A 16,796-nucleotide genomic window follows, 5' to 3' on the forward strand; every position below is an offset into this window, starting at 1 on the left:
CGTCGGCACAGGCGGTCGAACGACGACGTACCGGTTGGTCGAACGACGGCATCACCGCTCGGCCGACGGCGCCGGGTGGTCGCCGCGTGAACCGAAGCATCGCGAGCGGCGTCTTCTCGGTCGTCAGCGCGAAGGTCGTCGTACTCGTCCTCACCGCGCTCTCGACGCCGCTGCTGTACCGGTTTCTCGGTGCATCGGGCTACGGCGACTACGCCTTCTTGATGTCCGTCTTCGCGATCTACATGATCTTCGTGAGCTCTGGGATCACCGACGGCGTCCGGAAGTTCCTCGCCGAGGACCGCAACGCGACGAACTGGAGCGAACACGTCGTCGGCTTCTACTTCCGGCTGGCGGTCGGTCTCGCCGCCGTCGGTGCCGTGTTGCTGGTCCTCGCCGCTCAGTTCAACGTCGTCAGCTTCGCCTTCGGCGAGGAGTTCACGATCTACTTCTACGTCCTCGCCGTTCTCGTCGTGACGGCGCAGTTTCGCGACTACGCTCGAAAGACGCTCATGGGGTTCGGACTCGAGCGATACTCCGAGCCGCTGAAGATCCTCGACAAGGTCGGGTTCGTCGCCGTCGCACTTCCGCTCGCGTACGTGTTCGGCGTGATGGGTGCGCTCGCGGGTCACCTGGCCGCGAGCCTGCTCGTCGCTATCGCCGGACTGATCATCGTCCACCGTCGGATCCCGCTGTCGTGTATCTACAGCAAGCCGACGGAACGATTTCCGCGCACGGAGATGCTCACGTTCAACTCGATGAGCATCGTGCTCGTCTTCCTGCTGATGTCGCTCTACCACATCGACATCGTGATGCTCCAGCACTTCCGAGAGAGCGCGGACGTGGGGAACTACCGGGCGGCGCTGGTGCTCGCCGAGTTCCTCTGGTTCGTTCCGCTGGCGATCCAGACCGTCTTCGTCCACTCGACCTCCGAACTCTGGTCGCAGAACCGCCACCGGAAGATTTCGGAACTCGCGTCGAAGGCGACCCGGTACACGTTCCTTCTGACGGCTGTCATGGCGGTCGGTCTCGCGGCGCTGGCCGACGTCGCCGTGCCGATCTATTTCGGTTCGGAGGCGACGCCGGCGGTCGCTCCCCTCCTGTTGTTGCTCCCCGGTGCGCTCGGCTTCGCGCTCGCACGGCCGATTCTGGCGATTTCACAGGGAGAGGGAACGCTTCGGTACCCGGTCGCAGCCACCGGGGCGGCGGCCCTGATCAACGTCGTCCTGAACGTCGCGCTCATTCCGCGCTACGGGATGCACGGCGCAGCAATCGCGACCAGCGTGGGTTACGGGACGATGTTCGTCTTCCACTGCTGGAGCGCCCGAATCGTCGGCTTCGATCCGCTCGCGGACGCCCGAATCGGTCGGGTGGCGCTGACGACGGTCCTCGCTGGCGCCCCCATCGTCGCCCTCGCAACGGCGATCTCGAGTCCGTGGCTCGCCCTCGCCGTCGTCCCGCCCGTCGGGTTCGCCATCTTCGTCACCTTCGCGCTCCTCGTCGGCGCGCTCGACCCGTCCGAGCCGTTCGAAGTGCTCTCGATCTTCCCCGATCCGCTCGGCTCGAGAGCCGCGTCGGTCCAGGAGCGACTCGAGAGCGACGGAGACGGCCAGCCACGGAGTTGGTACCAGCACCTGCTGTTCCTCGCCGGTCTGTCGCTGCTCGTCTCGGGGCTCGCACTGGGGGTGCTGGAAGCGGACGCGCTGTTGATCTCGCCCTGAGACACGGTGAGTGGTTTTCGAGAGTCACTCGAGATGCTCCCTTGCTCTCATCGGTAACTGACGACCGTTTTGGAGCTGTCGGAGTTCGAAACGACACGTGACAGCTTCGACACCGCATTTGAAGACGAATGGTTGAGAATACTTCGCTATGGACGTTCTCGTTCCAATCGACGGTTCGGATCCCTCGATGGCCGCCCTCGAATACGCCTGTACCAACTCCCCGAACTCGACGATTACGGTGCTGTACGTGAGCAGTCTGAAGAGCGGCCAAAACCGATTCATTGCGGGTGGAAGCCTCGACGAATGGAAACAGACGGAGAAACAAATTGCCGAAGGACTGCTCGAGACGGCCCGTGAGAGAGCTGAATCGTTCGACACCGATATCGAGACGGCACACGAGTTCGGAGACCCGATACGAGACATCGTAGGGTACGCGGCGGAAAACGGTATCGATCAGATCGTCATCGGTAACCGCGGACGCGATGGCGTCAAACGATTGGCACTTGGAAGTGTCGCCGAACGGGTTGTTCGGCAGGCACCGATGCCCGTTGTCGTCGTCAAGGCAAACGGTTCGGAGCGGAGCTAGTCTCTACACACCGAGTTCGATCACGAGCAGCGTTGCCAGCCCGAAGTAGATCAGGAGTCCACTCACGTCTTTGATCGTGGTGACGATCGGATTCGACGCCGCCGCCGGGTCTTGGCCGATCAGGTAGACGAGCCACGGAATGAGGAATCCGACCAACGCCGCAACGACGGATGTGCCGACCATCGCACCGAAGACGACGTACGCGATATCGGCCCGTCCGATCCATGCGAACGCGACGATGGCGGCGACGGCACCGACCATGAGTCCGATGATCGCACCGACCACGGTTTCTTTCCCGATTCGACGAGCCACGTTACTCTTATCGATATGGCCGAGCACCACGCCACGGATGAAGATCGTCGACGACTGCGTACCGACGTTCCCACCCATGTCCATCACTACCGGAATGAAGAACGCGAGGATAACGACCGCCTCTAAGGTGTCCTCGTAGACGCCGATGACACCGCCGGCCAGAAATCCACCTGCGAGCGCGACGATGAGCCACGGAACTCGGATTCGAAGAATCTCCCAGAGGGACGCATCTAACATGAGCCGACTCCGCTGTTCTTCCACGTCGGTGAGGTCGCTTGCTTTCAGTTCCGGGAGGTTCATCCCTTGCATCCGGAGCATGTCCTCACTGCTTTCTGCTTCCATCACGTCAACGAGCGTATCCGACCGAACGATACCGACCAGTCGCTCGTCGTCATCGACGATCGGAACCGCGGGATAGTGCAGGTCCGCAACATCCATGGCGGCCTGCTCGGCGTCAGCAGTCTCGTGAAACGACACGACCTCGTCTTTCATAATCGACGAGATAGGATCGTCATCGGGTGCTGACAACATCTCTCGAAGTGAGGCAACTCCGACGAGGCGGTCATCAGCATCAGTGACATATGTGTAATAAATAGTGGTCTGTGTCGAATCTTTGGGTGAAAACTCCTGGAACCGATCCGTCGCCGCTTCGATGGAGGTATCAGCCGGAACCGCGACGTATCCATCGGTCATCACGTCGCCAACCGAGAGTTCGTAGTCCTCCGCTTCTTCGGGTGGTTCGTCCATCACCTCCTCAGCTATCGTTGACATTCTATCCCACACATTAGAGTCGTATTATATAAATCCACATCAGACACGTGAATAGATAGTTCTGCCTTCACATCTTGTTCAGTCAGAAAACATTATCCATATCTGATATGGGGCGGGGCGGGCGATTCACGCGTTCAATGAACGGCTGGTTCGTACTTTCAGCGCAAACAACCGATGCCGGCCCGCCGAACGTGCTCTCTCGATCCGTGGGGCACCCTCTGCTAGTTGTCGGATAGCTCGATCACGGGACAGGTACTTACTCTCCTCGTCCTAATCGCACGGTCCGAGAATTCTGAGCAGCAAAACGAAACGACGGTTCGCTGCTTCCCGACGCAACGCTACCGCACCTGCGTTTCGAGGTGTTCGCTCTCGGCCATGTCGAACACCATCGCGAACAGCAAGAATGCGATCCCGGCGACGAACAACACGACGGTCGTCGATCCATCGACCACCGCACCGAGACTCGAGAGCGCGGCGATCAGCGCCGCGCCAATGGCGAGGACGCCCGCGCCGGCCAATCCGGCGCCGACGAGGTAGAACAGCGCGAGCGGGTGGAAATCCAGGGCGAGGTACTTGGTCTTCAGCCGCCAGAGGAAGTTCTGGAGCAGCATCGTCGAGACCTTCGGGATGTAACTGGAGTACTGGATGCTCGACTCCTCGTCGCCGTAGACGGCCGGCATCGCGACGTCGGCGACCCGCATGCCGTGGACGTTCAGCTTCACCAGCAGGTCGTTGCAGTAGCCGTAGTACTCGTAGAGGTTCTCGAGGTCGACCGCCTCGAGCGCGTCGTTCGAGATGGCGGTGTAGCCGTTCTGGGGGTCCATCGTCTTCCAGTAGCCCGAGGCGATCTTCGTCAGGAAGGTCAGAATCGCGTTGCCGACGAACCGAAACCGCGGCATCGCGGCCCGGTACTCCTTCGAGAGGAGCCGGTTCCCCTTCGCGTAGTCGGCCTTGCCTTCGACGATCGGGTCGAGGAGTCGGGTCATTTGGGAGAGATCCATCTGCCCGTCCGCGTCGACGGTGACCGTTGCGTCCACGCCGTCCTCGAGGGCCGCGAGGTAGCCGGTCTTGATCGCCCCGCCGGCACCGAGGTTCTCGCGGTGTTGAATCGGGACGACGCGGCCGATCGGGTCGCGTACCGACGCCCGTTTGGCGAGTGCGGAGACGCCGCCGTCGAGGGCCGCTCGATCTCCCGTGAATCCGCCGTCGGCGACGATTTGTGCGTCCTCCCTCGGTTCGGATGGGCCGTCGGAACTAGCGTCCGCTCGGGCCGCCTCGAGGATCTCGTCCCAGGTGCCGTCGGTCGACTGATCGTCGATAGCGTAGATCCGGTCGACGTAGTCGGGCATCTCGCGAATTACGTCGCCGACGAACCCCTCCTCGTTGTAGGCGGGCATCACGACGCCGACGCTCGCGTCCCGGTACATCAGCTCCCCTCCAGCAGCTCCGAGGCGGTTACGACCTCGACGTCGGCGTCGTCGATGTGCTCGAGGAGGTCCTCGAAGTCGTCCGTCGACAGCCCGTCCTCACCGATGTGCTCGAAATGCAAGACGGCGAGCTGGCCGTACTCCGCTGCGCGGTCGACGTACCGTTTCGTCGTCTCGCCGTCGGATCCGGAGAAGACACCGACGTTGTGCGGGTCCGTCAGCGGGAGGGCGTTCGGGCCGCCGCCGTAGCGGAACGCCTGCTCGTGGTACTCCCGAACGAGATCGATCGTCTCCGGGCCGAGGACGTTTCGCGGCGTGACGAAGTGCCTCGCGCCGTCCTCGAAGCCGCGGTTCTCGAGGAACGCCTTCGTTCGCCGGATCGCACCCTCCTGTTCCTCCGGCGAGTAGTCGTGGAGGTACTGCGCGCCGGTTCGCGGCCGCGCGGCCATATCCCAGCCGGCGTCGTCCAACTCCTCGAGTTGGTCGATCGTGAGCCGCTCGGACTCCCCCAGCGCCTCGTAGATCACGGCTTCGACGCCGGCGAAGTCGTAGTCCGCCATCGGCTCGAGCGCGTGCTCGTAGTGGCTCTCGAGCGTGCCGTCGAACAGCAGCATCACGTTCCCCGTCTCGGGTCGGTCGACGGCCCGGAGGTCGTCGATTCGACAGTCGATCGATCCCGACTGATCGCCGCGGCGGCGAGCCGCCAGGCGGATCTCGCGGACGTCCGTGAGATCCGGATCGCCATCGATCTCGCTGGTACCGAAGTCGACGCGCACCCAGCGGTCGGTCGGCCCGGTGAGGGTACGATCCATCGCGTACGCGTTCCGCGAGTTCGGCGCGTGCAACTCGAGGGTGAGGTGAAGCTGGTCGCGGCCGGTGAAGTTGACGGCCAGCGAGAGGTTCTGATCGGACAGGTCGATACCGTCAGAGCGCACCTGATAGACGGCCGCTCGGTCGGTTCCGTCGGCCGCCCGGAGGCGAGCCGACTGCGATCCCGCGTAGGGATCGTCCGTTTCGGCCTCGAGGTCGCCGGCGTCGATCATCGCCGCCCAGCCGTCGAGATCCTCGAAGTCCTCGATCGTCTCACCGGGGAGGTCGAGGGCGCCGTCATCGCCGTCCTCGTCGGGAGTTCGTGCCTCGGCTGACGGCTCGCCGCCATCGTCGCGCCACTCGCGGACGGTCGAGAGACAGCCGGCGAGACCGATTGCCCCGGCCGTGCCAACGGCGGTCACGAACGTTCGTCGGTTTCGATTCGTCATTGCTGGTGTCGACGAACCGTTGGGTCTTTCTTATAGAGTTGTTAGGCCGCAGCGGACCGGCCCGCGTCGTTCAGACCGTCTCGTCACACGTCCGTTGTGACGATCGGTCGGCTCGTGAGACCGACTGAAACTCCATCGCGGCGTTTATCGACTCGATAATAATGCGACGCGAACGACTAGAACCGGAAAATGACTCGCGTCAGCGTCATCATCCCGACGTACAACAGAGCACGGACGCTTCCACGGGCGATCGACAGCGCGCTCGCACAGACGGTCGACGACCTCGAGGTCGTCGTCGTCGACGACGGTTCGACGGACGACACGTCCTCGGTGCTCGCCGAGTACGACGATCCGCGGGTTCGGCCCGTCGTCCACGCGACCAACCAGGGGGCGAACGTCGCTCGGAATACGGGCATCGACCACGCCCGCGGCGAGTACGTCGCCTTCCTCGACTCCGACGACGAGTGGCGCTCCGAGAAGCTCGAGCGACAGCTCGAGACCCTCGACGGACGGTCCGAGGAGTGGGTCGGCGTCTACTGCGATGCGGCGTTCGAGCTGTCGGGAACGGACGGCTGGCTTCGATCGACGGCCGCAACCGTCCTCGCTCGAGGGAACGACCGGCCAGCGATGGAAGGCGGCGAGGAGCTGATCGGCGAGATCCTGGCGGACAACGTCCAGCCGGGCGCCGGCTCGACGCTGCTCGTTCGAACCGACGTCGCCCGCGATATCGGCGGGTTCGACGAACAGCTCGACCGGTTTCAGGACCCCGAGTTCTGTCTCCGGGTGCTCGAGGCGGGCAACCTCGCGTACGTCGACGAGGAACTGGTCATCCGCGAGGAGACGGCGATCCCACCGGCAGACGTCATCAAAAACGCCGACGAACAGTATCTGTCGATGTACGACGAGACGGTCGAGCGCTTCGAGAGCGACGGCTACGAGATTCGCTCGAGCCACCAGCTGATCCTCGCGAAGTGTTACTTCTCGGAGGGGCGGCTCCTCCGCGGCCTCTGGCACCTCCGACAGGCGGCGCCGTCGCGGCGGCAGTATCCGGGGCTTTGCTGGGCCGCCGGCGTCGGCGTTCGACGTCGGCCGGTGCCGATCGTCGCGACGGTCGCGTTTGTTCTGGTCGCAATCGTCCTGACGCAGGGCGCAGTCGCCCGTCGCGTCTTCACCGACTAACGTTCGTCCTGCCGACACGAGTACGTATAGGCACGAGAGAATGACGTAGTATCCGTTGTTTTACTGGCTGAAACGATACGGCGTTTGCTCTCGAGCGTGCAACGGTCTTGCCGAATCGATAACTAACTCCGTCTCTCTGGCAGGACGACTCGTGAACGTCAGAACACTCTACCACACGGCCAGGGGGCTACAGGACCTCGCCGCGACCGAGCGCGAGTCGGCCGCCTCGCCGTCGATTCGGCGTCGGCTCTGGCTCTGGCGCCGGGGCTTTCTGAGCCGCTCCGACGCCGTCTACGACCTCGACGAGTCGACGTACCGCGACTACCTGAACGACTATCGCCGATTCGTCCGGACGAAGCAGATCAACGGAACGTGGTCGATCGCGCTGTCGAACAAACTCCTCTTCCACCGCGTGATGCAGCCGTTCGACGACCACCGAATGGGCGTCTACGGCATGATCCGAAACGGTTCGTTCCACAGCGTCGACGGGAGCGATAGCCGACGCGAGGTGACCGACGGTGGCGCGGTCGTCCCGACCGAGAGTGAGGGTGAGGGCGAAACCGATTCACGGGGGGCTGCCGAGCGTCGGAATTCCGGCGATACCGAGCGGCAGGACTCGAATCGTCCTGATCTGCACTCGTCCGCGGAGACCCGCAACGCCGCCCAGCGCGTCGTCGAACGGCTCGAGCGCGACGACCGACTGGTCCTCAAGTGGGTTCGCGGCGGCGGCGGGAACAACGTCCTCCTGTGTGAACGCACGGACGACGGCTACCGGGTGAACGGCGACCGCTACGCCGAAGCCGAGTTCAGATCGCTGGTCTCGGATCTCGAGGAGTACCTCGTCTGTGAGTACGTCGAACAGGGCGCGTTCGCGGACGGCCTCTACGCGGAGACGCCGAACACGATCCGAATCATCACGATGTACGACGAGGAGCGCGACGAGCCGTTCATCGCCGCGGCGATCCAGCGGATCGGGACGTCGGACTCCGCGCCGCTGGACAACTTCACGCAGGGCGGTCTCTCCGCGGAGATCGACCTCGAGACGGGCGAACTCGGTCCCGGTGTGCAACCTCCCGGCGACGGCGACCTCGAGTGGCACGCGGTCCACCCCGAGACGAAAACGCCCGTCGAGGGCACCCACATTCCCGGCTGGAACGAGATTCGCGAACGAGTTCTCGAGATGGCGGACGCCTGTTCGTTCGTTCCCTACGTCGGCTGGGACGTCATCGTCACGGGCGATGACGGTGAGTTCTCGGTGATCGAGGCGAACAGCTACCCAGGGCTCAAGTCCATTCAGGTCCACGGACCGTTGCTAGCGGACGACCGAGTCAGGCGATTTTACGAGCGTCACGGCGTCCGGTGAACCGTCGGCCTGTTCCGCCTGTAGCCCGGACGTTTGCGTGTCGGTTACCGAACCGTTTCTGTGCTGGAACGATTAGTCGCGTCGCCGCGACAACCATTGCGAGCGCGATAATAGATGTATTCTCAGGTTATTCTCGCGATAGTAAACATCGGTCCTCTCGAAGGTGAGGCTGGATGCAACGGAGCTCACTCTCACGACGAACAGCACTGTCACTCACGGCCGGCGCCGTCCTCGCGGGTATCGGCGCCACCACAGCGAGCAGCGAGACCGACGAAGGAGTCTCACGGGAGTCGTTCGAAATACTCGAGGGAACGGTCCACGAGACGACGGTACACGTCACGACCGCGCAAGCGGACGGACCCACGGTCGTCGTCGTCGGCGGCGTCCACGGTAACGAGGTCGCCGGCTACGTCGCCGCGGACGAGATCGCCGACTGGACGATCGAGGCTGGCACGCTCGTCACGATTCCGGAGGCGGACGCCGTCGCGGTCGATCGCGGAACGCGGACGGGCGAGGATGGAGTCGACCTGAATCGGCAGTTCCACGAAGGGAGCGAGCCGGAGACGGAACTCTCGCGGGCGCTCTGGGACGTCGTCGTGGAGTCCGACCCCGACGTGGTCCTCGACCTCCACGAGTCGACGGGCATCTACGCCGGCGACCCCGTCGACGGCGTCGGACAGGCGATCTTCCACTCGGACGGCGACGGCGCCCCGGCCACAGCGGCCGACGCCGCCGACTACGCCACGCAGAACTACGTCGATGATCCCGACCTCGCGTTCCAGACCGGTCGGTTCTCCGGGCCCAACAGCGACCCGCAGGGGCTTCTCGTCCACAAGGCGGCTCGAGATCTGGACGCCGACGCGTACCTCGTGGAGACGCTGTCGACCGACGTCGAGCTCGAGACCCGCGTTCGTTGGCACTCGGTGATCGCCGAACGACTCGTCGAAGACGAGTTGTTCCCCGAGGAGGTGCCCGACAACGGCCACGTTCCCGACGATCCTGCCGAGGAGCCGGCGGACGACGCGGACGGCGAGTCCCCGGACGAAGCGGACGACCCCGAGGAGACGGGCGACTCGGACGAACCGGTCGAAGAACAGCCCGACGACGAAACGCCGGACGAAGCGGACGACGCGCCAGACGACGAGATGGACACGCCGGACCGTGACTCGCTGACCGCGACGATCACGACCGATCCGAGCGACGCGGACGAACTGTCCCTCGAGTCCGGCCAGACGATCGTCCTCGACGGCTCGCGTTCGTGTGTGCCGGACGGCGAAATCGTCTGCTACGAGTGGGACGTCGGCAACGATGGCTGCTTCGACGCGACTGGCGAGACGCTCGAGGTGACGATTAGTGCGAACGGCGACCACACGGTCGTGTTGCGCGTAACCGACGATACCGGGACGACTGCCACAGAGGAGATTACGCTCTCGGCGAGTTGATCGGTCGTCCGCACCTGACTCTGTCCCACGGTCGCTGCGCTGTCGACGAAACGGGACGAGGGGAGACGAAGGGTACTTTCGAGACGACGACTGCGGTAGCAGCGAATCGGTGGCACGCGAAGAACGGATCGGATTCGGTACTGAGCGACGGGACGCACGCTACGGCTTCGGCTAACGTGGAGCGCTATTCGTAGTGCTGTTCGGTCCGCAGCTCCCAGAGGTCGTCGAACGTGATGACCTCGACGTCCGCATCGTCGATGTACTCGAGGAGGTCCTCGTAGTCGTCCTCCGGCATGGTGTTGTTCGCCTCGAACTCGTGGAAGTTGAGGATCGTACACTGGTTGTGTTCGGCGGCGAGATCGACGCAGCGCTTCGAGATGTCGATGTCGTGGCCGATGGTTCGGGGTAGCGCCAACGGATCGAAGCCGTAGACGCTCGTCGTGTTGACGTTGCCCGCCTGGTTGAAGCCACCGCAGTAGTGGTAGTCGGTCTTCTGCTCGAGGCTCGACCGGTCGTAGCTGTTGTGCGGGTAGACGATGTAGTCGGCGCCCTCGAACTCGTTGTTGATGAACCACTGTTTGTCGTTTCGGAGCCTGTTTTCGATCTCCTCGTCGTCGTCGTACTCGTGAATTGGCGTGTGCGTGCCGTGGACGACGATCTGGTCGCCCTCCTCCTGGCGCTCCTGGAGCTCCGAGACCGACATGACGCCGTCGCGTCCCTGTTCGGTCCACCGCGGAACCGGCGCCTGAACGGTTCGGAAGCCGTACTCGTCGTGCAGCGGCGAGGCCGTCTCGTAGTAGTCGCTGGTGCCGTCGTCCCAGACCAGCATGACGTACCCCTGGTCGGGCTTCTCGTGGGTTCGCAGGTCGTCGATCCAGACCTCCGCCTCGTCCATCGAGTGGAGGACCTGAATCTCGAGACGGTCGAGCGAGTCCATCGCGGGTTCGTACTCGCTCTGTTCGAAGACGCCGGGACTCGAGCGGAACCAGCCCACGTCGGGCTCGCGATACGTGATTTCGCGGAGCGAGTACACGCGCTCGCTGCCGAACTGGTCGACGAGACGCAGGTTGATCGTGATGTTCTGTGGCGTCGTCGTCCGAATCGCAAAGGAGAGGTCCGTCTCGGTGAGATCTTCACCGCTGAGATCTCGCTGGGCGACGACGTTCTCGCTGCCGTCGGACTCCAGTTTGTAGCTCTGATCGCCGTCGAAGACGACGTCCTCGTCCGCCTCCCCGGAGCCCTGGACGACGTCCCAGGCGTCGAGGTCCTCGAAGTCATCGAAGGACGTCCCCGGCTGCCGGTACTGTTCGCGGCTGTTGTACTCGGTCTCGAGCGACGGAACGCCGTCCGCGAGCGCTGCTGCCCGCTCGGTGGTTTCTCCCTCCTCCGAGGAGTCGTCACCGTCGGAGCTGCCAGTGAGCGACTCGAGGCGATCGGTACACCCCGCGAGACCAGCGGCCGCGGTTGCACCGGACAGTGCGAGGATTCGTCGTCGCGTCGGTCGGTCGGATGTCATAGACGAGTCGAAGGTATCGACAGCGATCCCATTATTATAGAGTCGATAGTCCGCAATCCCCCATCGTTCAGATCACCGCCGTGCGGCCGTCTCGAGGCTTAACAATGGCATAGTTAACGACCGCAGGACCGGAGGTTGGACCAATCAGGCGTACGTGCGTGACGACCAGTTCGTTCGATCGGCCGTCGTCTCTCGTGCGTCGACAATACAGTGATCTTCGACGATGAATAGGGAGCTCTTCGGCGTATTCGGGAGTATCGAGACGTTCGACCGATTCAGATCCAGCGACGAGTTCGACGAGGTGCTCGCTGGCTCGACTACCACGGTCGGGATCAGGGACTCCGACCTCGGAACCCACGGCTGGAGCGCGCGATACGCCGGCGACGACGGCTACTGCGTCATCTGGGGGGAGGTGTACGTCCCCGGCGACGCCTCGAACGCCGCTCGGTGGCTCCTCGAGCGCTACGAGGCGGACGGCCGCGAGGCCCTCTCGGAACTCAACGGCTCGTACGTCGCCGTGCTCGACTCCGCGGCCGCCGACGAAGCGATCGTCGCGACCGACGTGGTCCGTTCCCGGGAATGTTTCTACACCGACGACCCCGGCGTTCGCGTCTTCGGCACCGACCCCGCCGAGGTTAGCCGTCCCGTCGCGGACCCGACGCTCGACCGAAACGGTATCCTCGAGTTCTTGCATCTTGGCGTGACCCTCGGGGAGAAGACCGGCGTGGACGAACTGAGCCGGCTCCCGATAGACAGTGCGCTGACGGTCGATTCGGTCGACTCGCTCGACCGGTTCGTCTATCAGCCACAAGAGTTCGACTACGCGACCGAACTCGCCGAGCGTCTCGAGCGCGCGCTTCGACGGCGGTCGGCGCTCCCGGGGACGAAAGGGGTACTCCTCTCGGCGGGGTACGATTCGCGGATCATCCTCTCGCAGGTGGCCGACATCGACCACAGTTACACGGTCGGCTCGCCGGACGCACAGGAGGTACAGGGCGCGAAACGACTCGCCGAGCAGTACGACGCGAGCCACACCGCGTTCCCGCCGGACGAGCGCTATCTCCGCGCCGACGAGTCGAAGATCCGGTACTCACAGGGGATCAAAGAGTCGTTGCACATCCATCACGCCGGCTACACCGACGAGATGGACGTCGATACGATGTATCACGGACTCCTCTGTGATACGTTCTTCCGAGGTCACTTCACCGCACAGGACAGCGTCGACGTCTTCGGCAAACGCGTCCCGGTCTCCCGACTCGATCCGGATCCGGACCCGATCGAGTCGCTGCTCGAGAAGTTCGGCTACAGCCGCGAAGCCAGCCTCGAACTCGCCGAGCGAACGTCGTTCGACGTGGAGCCGGAGGCGTTCGTCAGGGAGGCGATCGACGCCGAGTTCGACGCGAGGGGTGATCGCGCGCGGACGGTACAGAACACGCTCACCTGCGTCGGTATCGCCAATCAGCCGTCGATTCCGTTCCACAACCACCTGTCGGATCAATTCCTGACGTCGTTTCTGGCGACCGACCGCGAACTCGTCGACTGGCATCTTCGGACGCCACCGGAACACCGGACGACCGACACCTTTCTCCAGGCGTGCAAACAGCTCGACGGCGACGTGTTGCGACACAGGCCGCCGGATCGGCCGTACGATACGATGCTGTTCAACGAGATCGAGCGATTCGTTCGTCGGAAGACGCCGTTGCTCTCGTCGTTTCAACCGCCCTGGCCCGACCGCAAGACCCTCTTCGAACGCCACGACTTCGACCGGCGGCTGCTCGCCGACGCCGAACACGTCCACGACCTCCCCGCCAGACACAAGCTTCGGCTGATCGACCTTCGCGGATGGCTCGAGTGCTGGACGGACTCGAGAGACCGATCCATTCCGTGGCTCTCGCCACCGCAGTCGACGATCGGATAACGTATTCGATACAAATCGCCCGCCGCGAATACGGTTCGACGAGATAGAACACCGGCCGAAACCCGTCTAATGACGGGATAGATCTGTTGCAGCCGCCAAACCGAGACAATACTTATATGTCACGCAGTTTTAGCGCGAGTCATGCGTCTGACGCCGCCTTGGTTTCGATCCTCGTCGGAAGACCCCCCCCGGAGAGGAATCCGATGGTGATCCGGACACCAGCACCGGAGTGACGATCTATCACTCCCCGCCGAGCGATCTTTCAGAGGAGCCGTCCGTGTCCAGCCGACGAGCAACGCACTTCGTCCCAGAGTCCGATACCGCGCTGATAGTCGAACTCGACGAGATGAGTACGCCGGTGACCGTCGACGAGGTCGCCGATAAGCTGATCGCGCCCGCGGACCCGCCGGTCGAAACCTGGGCGGCCGTCCACGAACAGTTACATCAGGATCGGCTTCCGGCACTCGACGCCTCGAACGACATCGTGTTCGACGAGTCCCAGGGGGTCGTCGAGCGGCCGCCACAGGCTCGATCCGGAACACAGAACGGCATCGCAATGGCGTCAGCCGTCTCGAGAACACCACCGATTACGGCGTCCGGCGTGGTTCTCACGGTTCTTTCGCTCGCGGTGTTGGGTGCAGCTATTTTCGTCGTACTAACGGTTGTCGTATAACAGTTACAGTGCGGGATCAGTCGTTACCGGTTGACGAGTCGGCTAACGGTCAGTACCGAAAACAGGAGGAGAATCAGCGCGCTCAACGCGATCCCCGAGAGGAACGAGGTGAACGGCAGCTCGACGACGGCACCGACCAGGAGGACGTAACAGAGGACCGTCGCGCCGATGTAGTAGTCGTCCCAGTTCTCGTCGGTCGCTTGTGCGGGCATGGATTCGTCGGCCGGCTCGATCTGGAGGTACTGATCGACCTGATTCGCGAGCGGCTTCCGTTCGACGATACCGCGGTTTTTCTGGTAGTCGATAATGCCCGCCTCGTCGAGTTTCGACAGGTGAGACTGGTAGAGCGGGATGTAGACGCGCTGGCGTTGCGTGGACGTGAGTTGTTCGACCGTCGTATCGTGTTCCCACGCCGCGACCTGCTCTGCAATATCGCGCATACGTACCGGTCCTTCGGTGCCACGAAGGTATCGAAGAACCATTCGGCGGCGTTCGTTCTGCAGCAGGTGGAAGATTTCGTCCTTCGAAAACGCAGAGGTTTCCGATGGCTGGTCGACGTCACCATCCATAGGCGCTTCCGATGGCTGATCGACGTCACCGTCCGTCTCCTGCTCACCGTGTTCTTTTTCGCTGATATATGTCGCGTTCATCGCACCAATATCCCGTAAACAGAAGGGGGTAATAAAGCATTGGAACTGTAAATTGTCGATATTCGCGATTTAGATGATTTCACGAACCTTGATCGCTTTTCTAGTGTTTTTATATCTGGTCCAGAGCCCTCTTACTGCGCGATCATCGGCATACCTGGATCTGATTGCAGTTTTTAATTTCTTAAGCTGAATCGGAAAAATTGCGAACGGTCTATCCGAATGTGGGACTGTTGTACCCCGTGGGATCGTTCAGAACCGGCGAAAGAGACTCACGTAGAACCTGTATCTGATTTTTGATATAATGTCCCCCGGCAGCCGGCAGACACCCCCTTCAGTAGGCCGCTTACCGTGCCGATAATAAACCAGCTATCGCCCCAACGACTCCCTCATGAGCGACAATCACTGGTGGTTTTTCGACCTCGCAGCCGTCATCGCGATCACTGGCGCAGTGACGTTCGGGATATTTTCCGGCGTCGGTGGCGTCGTCCGAACGGTGCTTCTTGTTCCGCTCGTCTGCTTTCTACCGGGCTATGCGCTCGTCTCTGCGCTGTTTCCGGACGAGCCGACCGACGAGTATCAGCCGTTCGACGACGAGGAAACCGCGCTCGGAAATCCGCTGATCGTCACTGGGGGACTCGAGTCGGTCGAACGAGTGATACTGTCAGTGGTCTTTAGCGTTGCGACCGTTCCGATGGTTGCCCTTCTGGCGTCCGCAACCCCTAGGGGTTTGACGCTCGAAACGGTGCTCCCCGGGATTGCAGTGTTCACGGTCGTGCTTTCGGTACTCGCGATTGGTTCTCGCTATCGGTGTCCAGCCGACCGCCGCTTCGCGCCGTCGCTCTCGTCCGCGCTATCGTTTCACACACCAGCGCGACCGAACGCGTACTCGCGAACGAACACCCGACCGTACAACGTGGCGATCGTCGTCGCGTTGGTCCTGTTGGTCGCGAGTGCCGGCTTCGCGATCGCGAACCCACCCCAGGGCGACGGCTTTACCGAGTTCGCCGTCGAAACCGAGACCGTAAGCGGGGATATCGACACCATGTATCAGTCGACGTACACCGCCGGTGAGACCGATGAACTCGCGGTGTCGATCACCAATCAGGAACACGAGGAACGCGACTACACGACCGTGGCGTTGCTCGAGCGTGTCGGCGACGGCGACGCCAACGATAGCGATGCGACCGTCACCGAAGCGGCCGAACTCGATAGGCAGTCGGCGACGGTCGCCCACGGCGACGCACACGAGCAAACGCTCGAGATCACGCCGTCGATGCAGGGGGATGATCTCCGACTGACGCTGTTACTCTACGACGACGAGCCGCCGTCGGAGCCGACGGCCGAGAACGCCTATCGAGCGATCCACCTGCCGATCGAAGCCGAATAGATGTTTCCGTGGGAGCACCTCGCCTTTGCGTACGTTCTGTACTCACTGTTCGCGAACGTGGCCCTCAGACGGGCACCCACGAGCCGTGAAACGGTCGCTGTCGTCATCGGCTCACAGCTCCCGGATCTCGTCGATAAACCCCTCGCCTGGACGTTCGGGATCACGGAAACCGGCTACTCGATCGGACACTCGATCTTCGTCGCTCCGATCGTCTGCCTCGCGGTGTACGCGGTGGCCGCCCGGCACGGCGACCGACTCCTCGCCGGCGCGTTTGCACTCGCGTACGGCTCACACCTCGTGACCGACGTCTACGACCCCTTGCGCGAAAGCTCGCGATTCGAGCCACGGGTCGTCCTTTGGCCGCTCGAGTCGCCGCCGGCGGGCGACCACGGCGGATTTCTGGACCACTTCGCCCTCTACTTCGTCCGGTACGTAAACGAGTTGCTCGCCGGCGGCGTGACGCCGTCGGTCGCCCTCCAGCTCGGGCTCGGCGTCGCTGTCGTGGCGCTCTGGCTGGTCGACGGTGCGCCGATCGCTGCCGACGGCTACCGGTGGCTTCGGACTCGTCTGCAGGCATGAGTCGGAGTCGGTCCCG

The 16,796-nt window shown here is 63.0% G+C and carries 14 protein-coding genes; 9 read left to right on the plus strand and 5 right to left on the minus strand.

Annotated features, from left to right (window positions below; genetic code table 11):
• Positions 1 to 86: 86 nt before the first annotated feature.
• Positions 87 to 1,718 carry a flippase gene (locus tag BLT08_RS07340; RefSeq protein WP_090304466.1) on the plus strand — a complete coding sequence of 544 codons (1,632 nt, stop codon included), beginning with the start codon at positions 87 to 89 and terminating at the stop codon, positions 1,716 to 1,718.
• A gap of 148 nt (positions 1,719 to 1,866) precedes the next feature.
• Positions 1,867 to 2,304: a universal stress protein gene (locus tag BLT08_RS07345; protein ID WP_090304469.1), complete on the plus strand. Its 438-nt coding sequence runs from the start codon at positions 1,867 to 1,869 to the stop codon at positions 2,302 to 2,304.
• 3 nt (positions 2,305 to 2,307) lie between these two features.
• On the opposite strand, the gene mgtE is transcribed toward BLT08_RS07345, so the two are convergent.
• The 3 genes from mgtE to BLT08_RS07360 all read right to left on the minus strand — a co-directional run bounded on the left by mgtE (position 2,308) and on the right by BLT08_RS07360 (position 6,073).
• Positions 2,308 to 3,387, minus strand: coding sequence for a magnesium transporter (gene mgtE, locus BLT08_RS07350; RefSeq protein ID WP_245724174.1), 1,080 nt, complete (start codon positions 3,385 to 3,387; stop codon positions 2,308 to 2,310).
• A 338-nt stretch (positions 3,388 to 3,725) separates the two neighbouring features.
• Positions 3,726 to 4,814 carry a glycosyltransferase family 2 protein gene (locus BLT08_RS07355; RefSeq protein WP_090304474.1) on the minus strand — a complete coding sequence of 363 codons (1,089 nt, stop codon included), beginning with the start codon at positions 4,812 to 4,814 and terminating at the stop codon, positions 3,726 to 3,728.
• On the minus strand, positions 4,814 to 6,073 hold the full coding sequence (locus tag BLT08_RS07360) for a polysaccharide deacetylase family protein (protein WP_090304476.1): 1,260 nt from the start codon (positions 6,071 to 6,073) through the stop codon (positions 4,814 to 4,816). The genes BLT08_RS07355 and BLT08_RS07360 overlap by 1 nt, the downstream gene beginning before the upstream one ends.
• 189 nt (positions 6,074 to 6,262) lie before the next feature.
• Between BLT08_RS07360 and BLT08_RS07365 the strand changes: the two genes are divergently transcribed.
• From BLT08_RS07365 to BLT08_RS07375, 3 genes are all read left to right on the plus strand, one after another.
• Positions 6,263 to 7,252, plus strand: coding sequence for a glycosyltransferase family 2 protein (locus tag BLT08_RS07365; RefSeq protein WP_090304478.1), 990 nt, complete (start codon positions 6,263 to 6,265; stop codon positions 7,250 to 7,252).
• A 151-nt stretch (positions 7,253 to 7,403) separates the two neighbouring features.
• A complete protein-coding gene (locus tag BLT08_RS07370; protein WP_090304482.1) occupies positions 7,404 to 8,615 on the plus strand; it encodes a sugar-transfer associated ATP-grasp domain-containing protein in 1,212 nt (403 codons plus the stop codon).
• Positions 8,616 to 8,788: 173 nt separating this feature from the next.
• Positions 8,789 to 10,057 (plus strand): PKD domain-containing protein, encoded by a 1,269-nt coding sequence (locus tag BLT08_RS07375; protein WP_090304485.1) that lies wholly within the window; start codon positions 8,789 to 8,791, stop codon positions 10,055 to 10,057.
• A 184-nt stretch (positions 10,058 to 10,241) separates the two neighbouring features.
• Here the strand turns inward: BLT08_RS07375 and BLT08_RS07380 are convergent, their stop codons facing one another.
• Positions 10,242 to 11,573, minus strand: coding sequence for a polysaccharide deacetylase family protein (locus tag BLT08_RS07380; RefSeq protein ID WP_090304487.1), 1,332 nt, complete (start codon positions 11,571 to 11,573; stop codon positions 10,242 to 10,244).
• Between the two features lie 223 nt (positions 11,574 to 11,796).
• Here BLT08_RS07380 and BLT08_RS07385 point away from each other — a divergent pair, with 223 nt between their 5' ends.
• Both BLT08_RS07385 and BLT08_RS07390 read left to right on the plus strand, forming a co-directional pair.
• Positions 11,797 to 13,491 carry an asparagine synthase-related protein gene (locus BLT08_RS07385; protein WP_090304489.1) on the plus strand — a complete coding sequence of 565 codons (1,695 nt, stop codon included), beginning with the start codon at positions 11,797 to 11,799 and terminating at the stop codon, positions 13,489 to 13,491.
• A gap of 277 nt (positions 13,492 to 13,768) precedes the next feature.
• Positions 13,769 to 14,164, plus strand: coding sequence for a hypothetical protein (locus tag BLT08_RS07390; RefSeq protein ID WP_245724175.1), 396 nt, complete (start codon positions 13,769 to 13,771; stop codon positions 14,162 to 14,164).
• A 23-nt stretch (positions 14,165 to 14,187) separates the two neighbouring features.
• Here BLT08_RS07390 and BLT08_RS07395 read toward each other — a convergent pair whose 3' ends face one another.
• Positions 14,188 to 14,814, minus strand: coding sequence for a DUF7344 domain-containing protein (locus BLT08_RS07395; RefSeq protein WP_090304492.1), 627 nt, complete (start codon positions 14,812 to 14,814; stop codon positions 14,188 to 14,190).
• Positions 14,815 to 15,202: 388 nt separating this feature from the next.
• On the opposite strand from BLT08_RS07395, the gene BLT08_RS07400 reads away from it, so the two are divergent.
• Together BLT08_RS07400 and BLT08_RS07405 are read left to right on the plus strand one after the other, a co-directional pair.
• Positions 15,203 to 16,201: a DUF1616 domain-containing protein gene (locus BLT08_RS07400; protein WP_090304495.1), complete on the plus strand. Its 999-nt coding sequence runs from the start codon at positions 15,203 to 15,205 to the stop codon at positions 16,199 to 16,201.
• The gene (locus BLT08_RS07405) at positions 16,202 to 16,780 is read left to right on the plus strand and encodes a metal-dependent hydrolase (RefSeq protein ID WP_090304497.1); all 579 of its coding nucleotides are present in this window, start codon (positions 16,202 to 16,204) and stop codon (positions 16,778 to 16,780) included.
• Positions 16,781 to 16,796: the final 16 nt, after the last annotated feature.

This window comes from Natronorubrum texcoconense (assembly GCF_900100335.1).
Lineage (GTDB): Archaea > Halobacteriota > Halobacteria > Halobacteriales > Natrialbaceae > Natronorubrum > Natronorubrum texcoconense.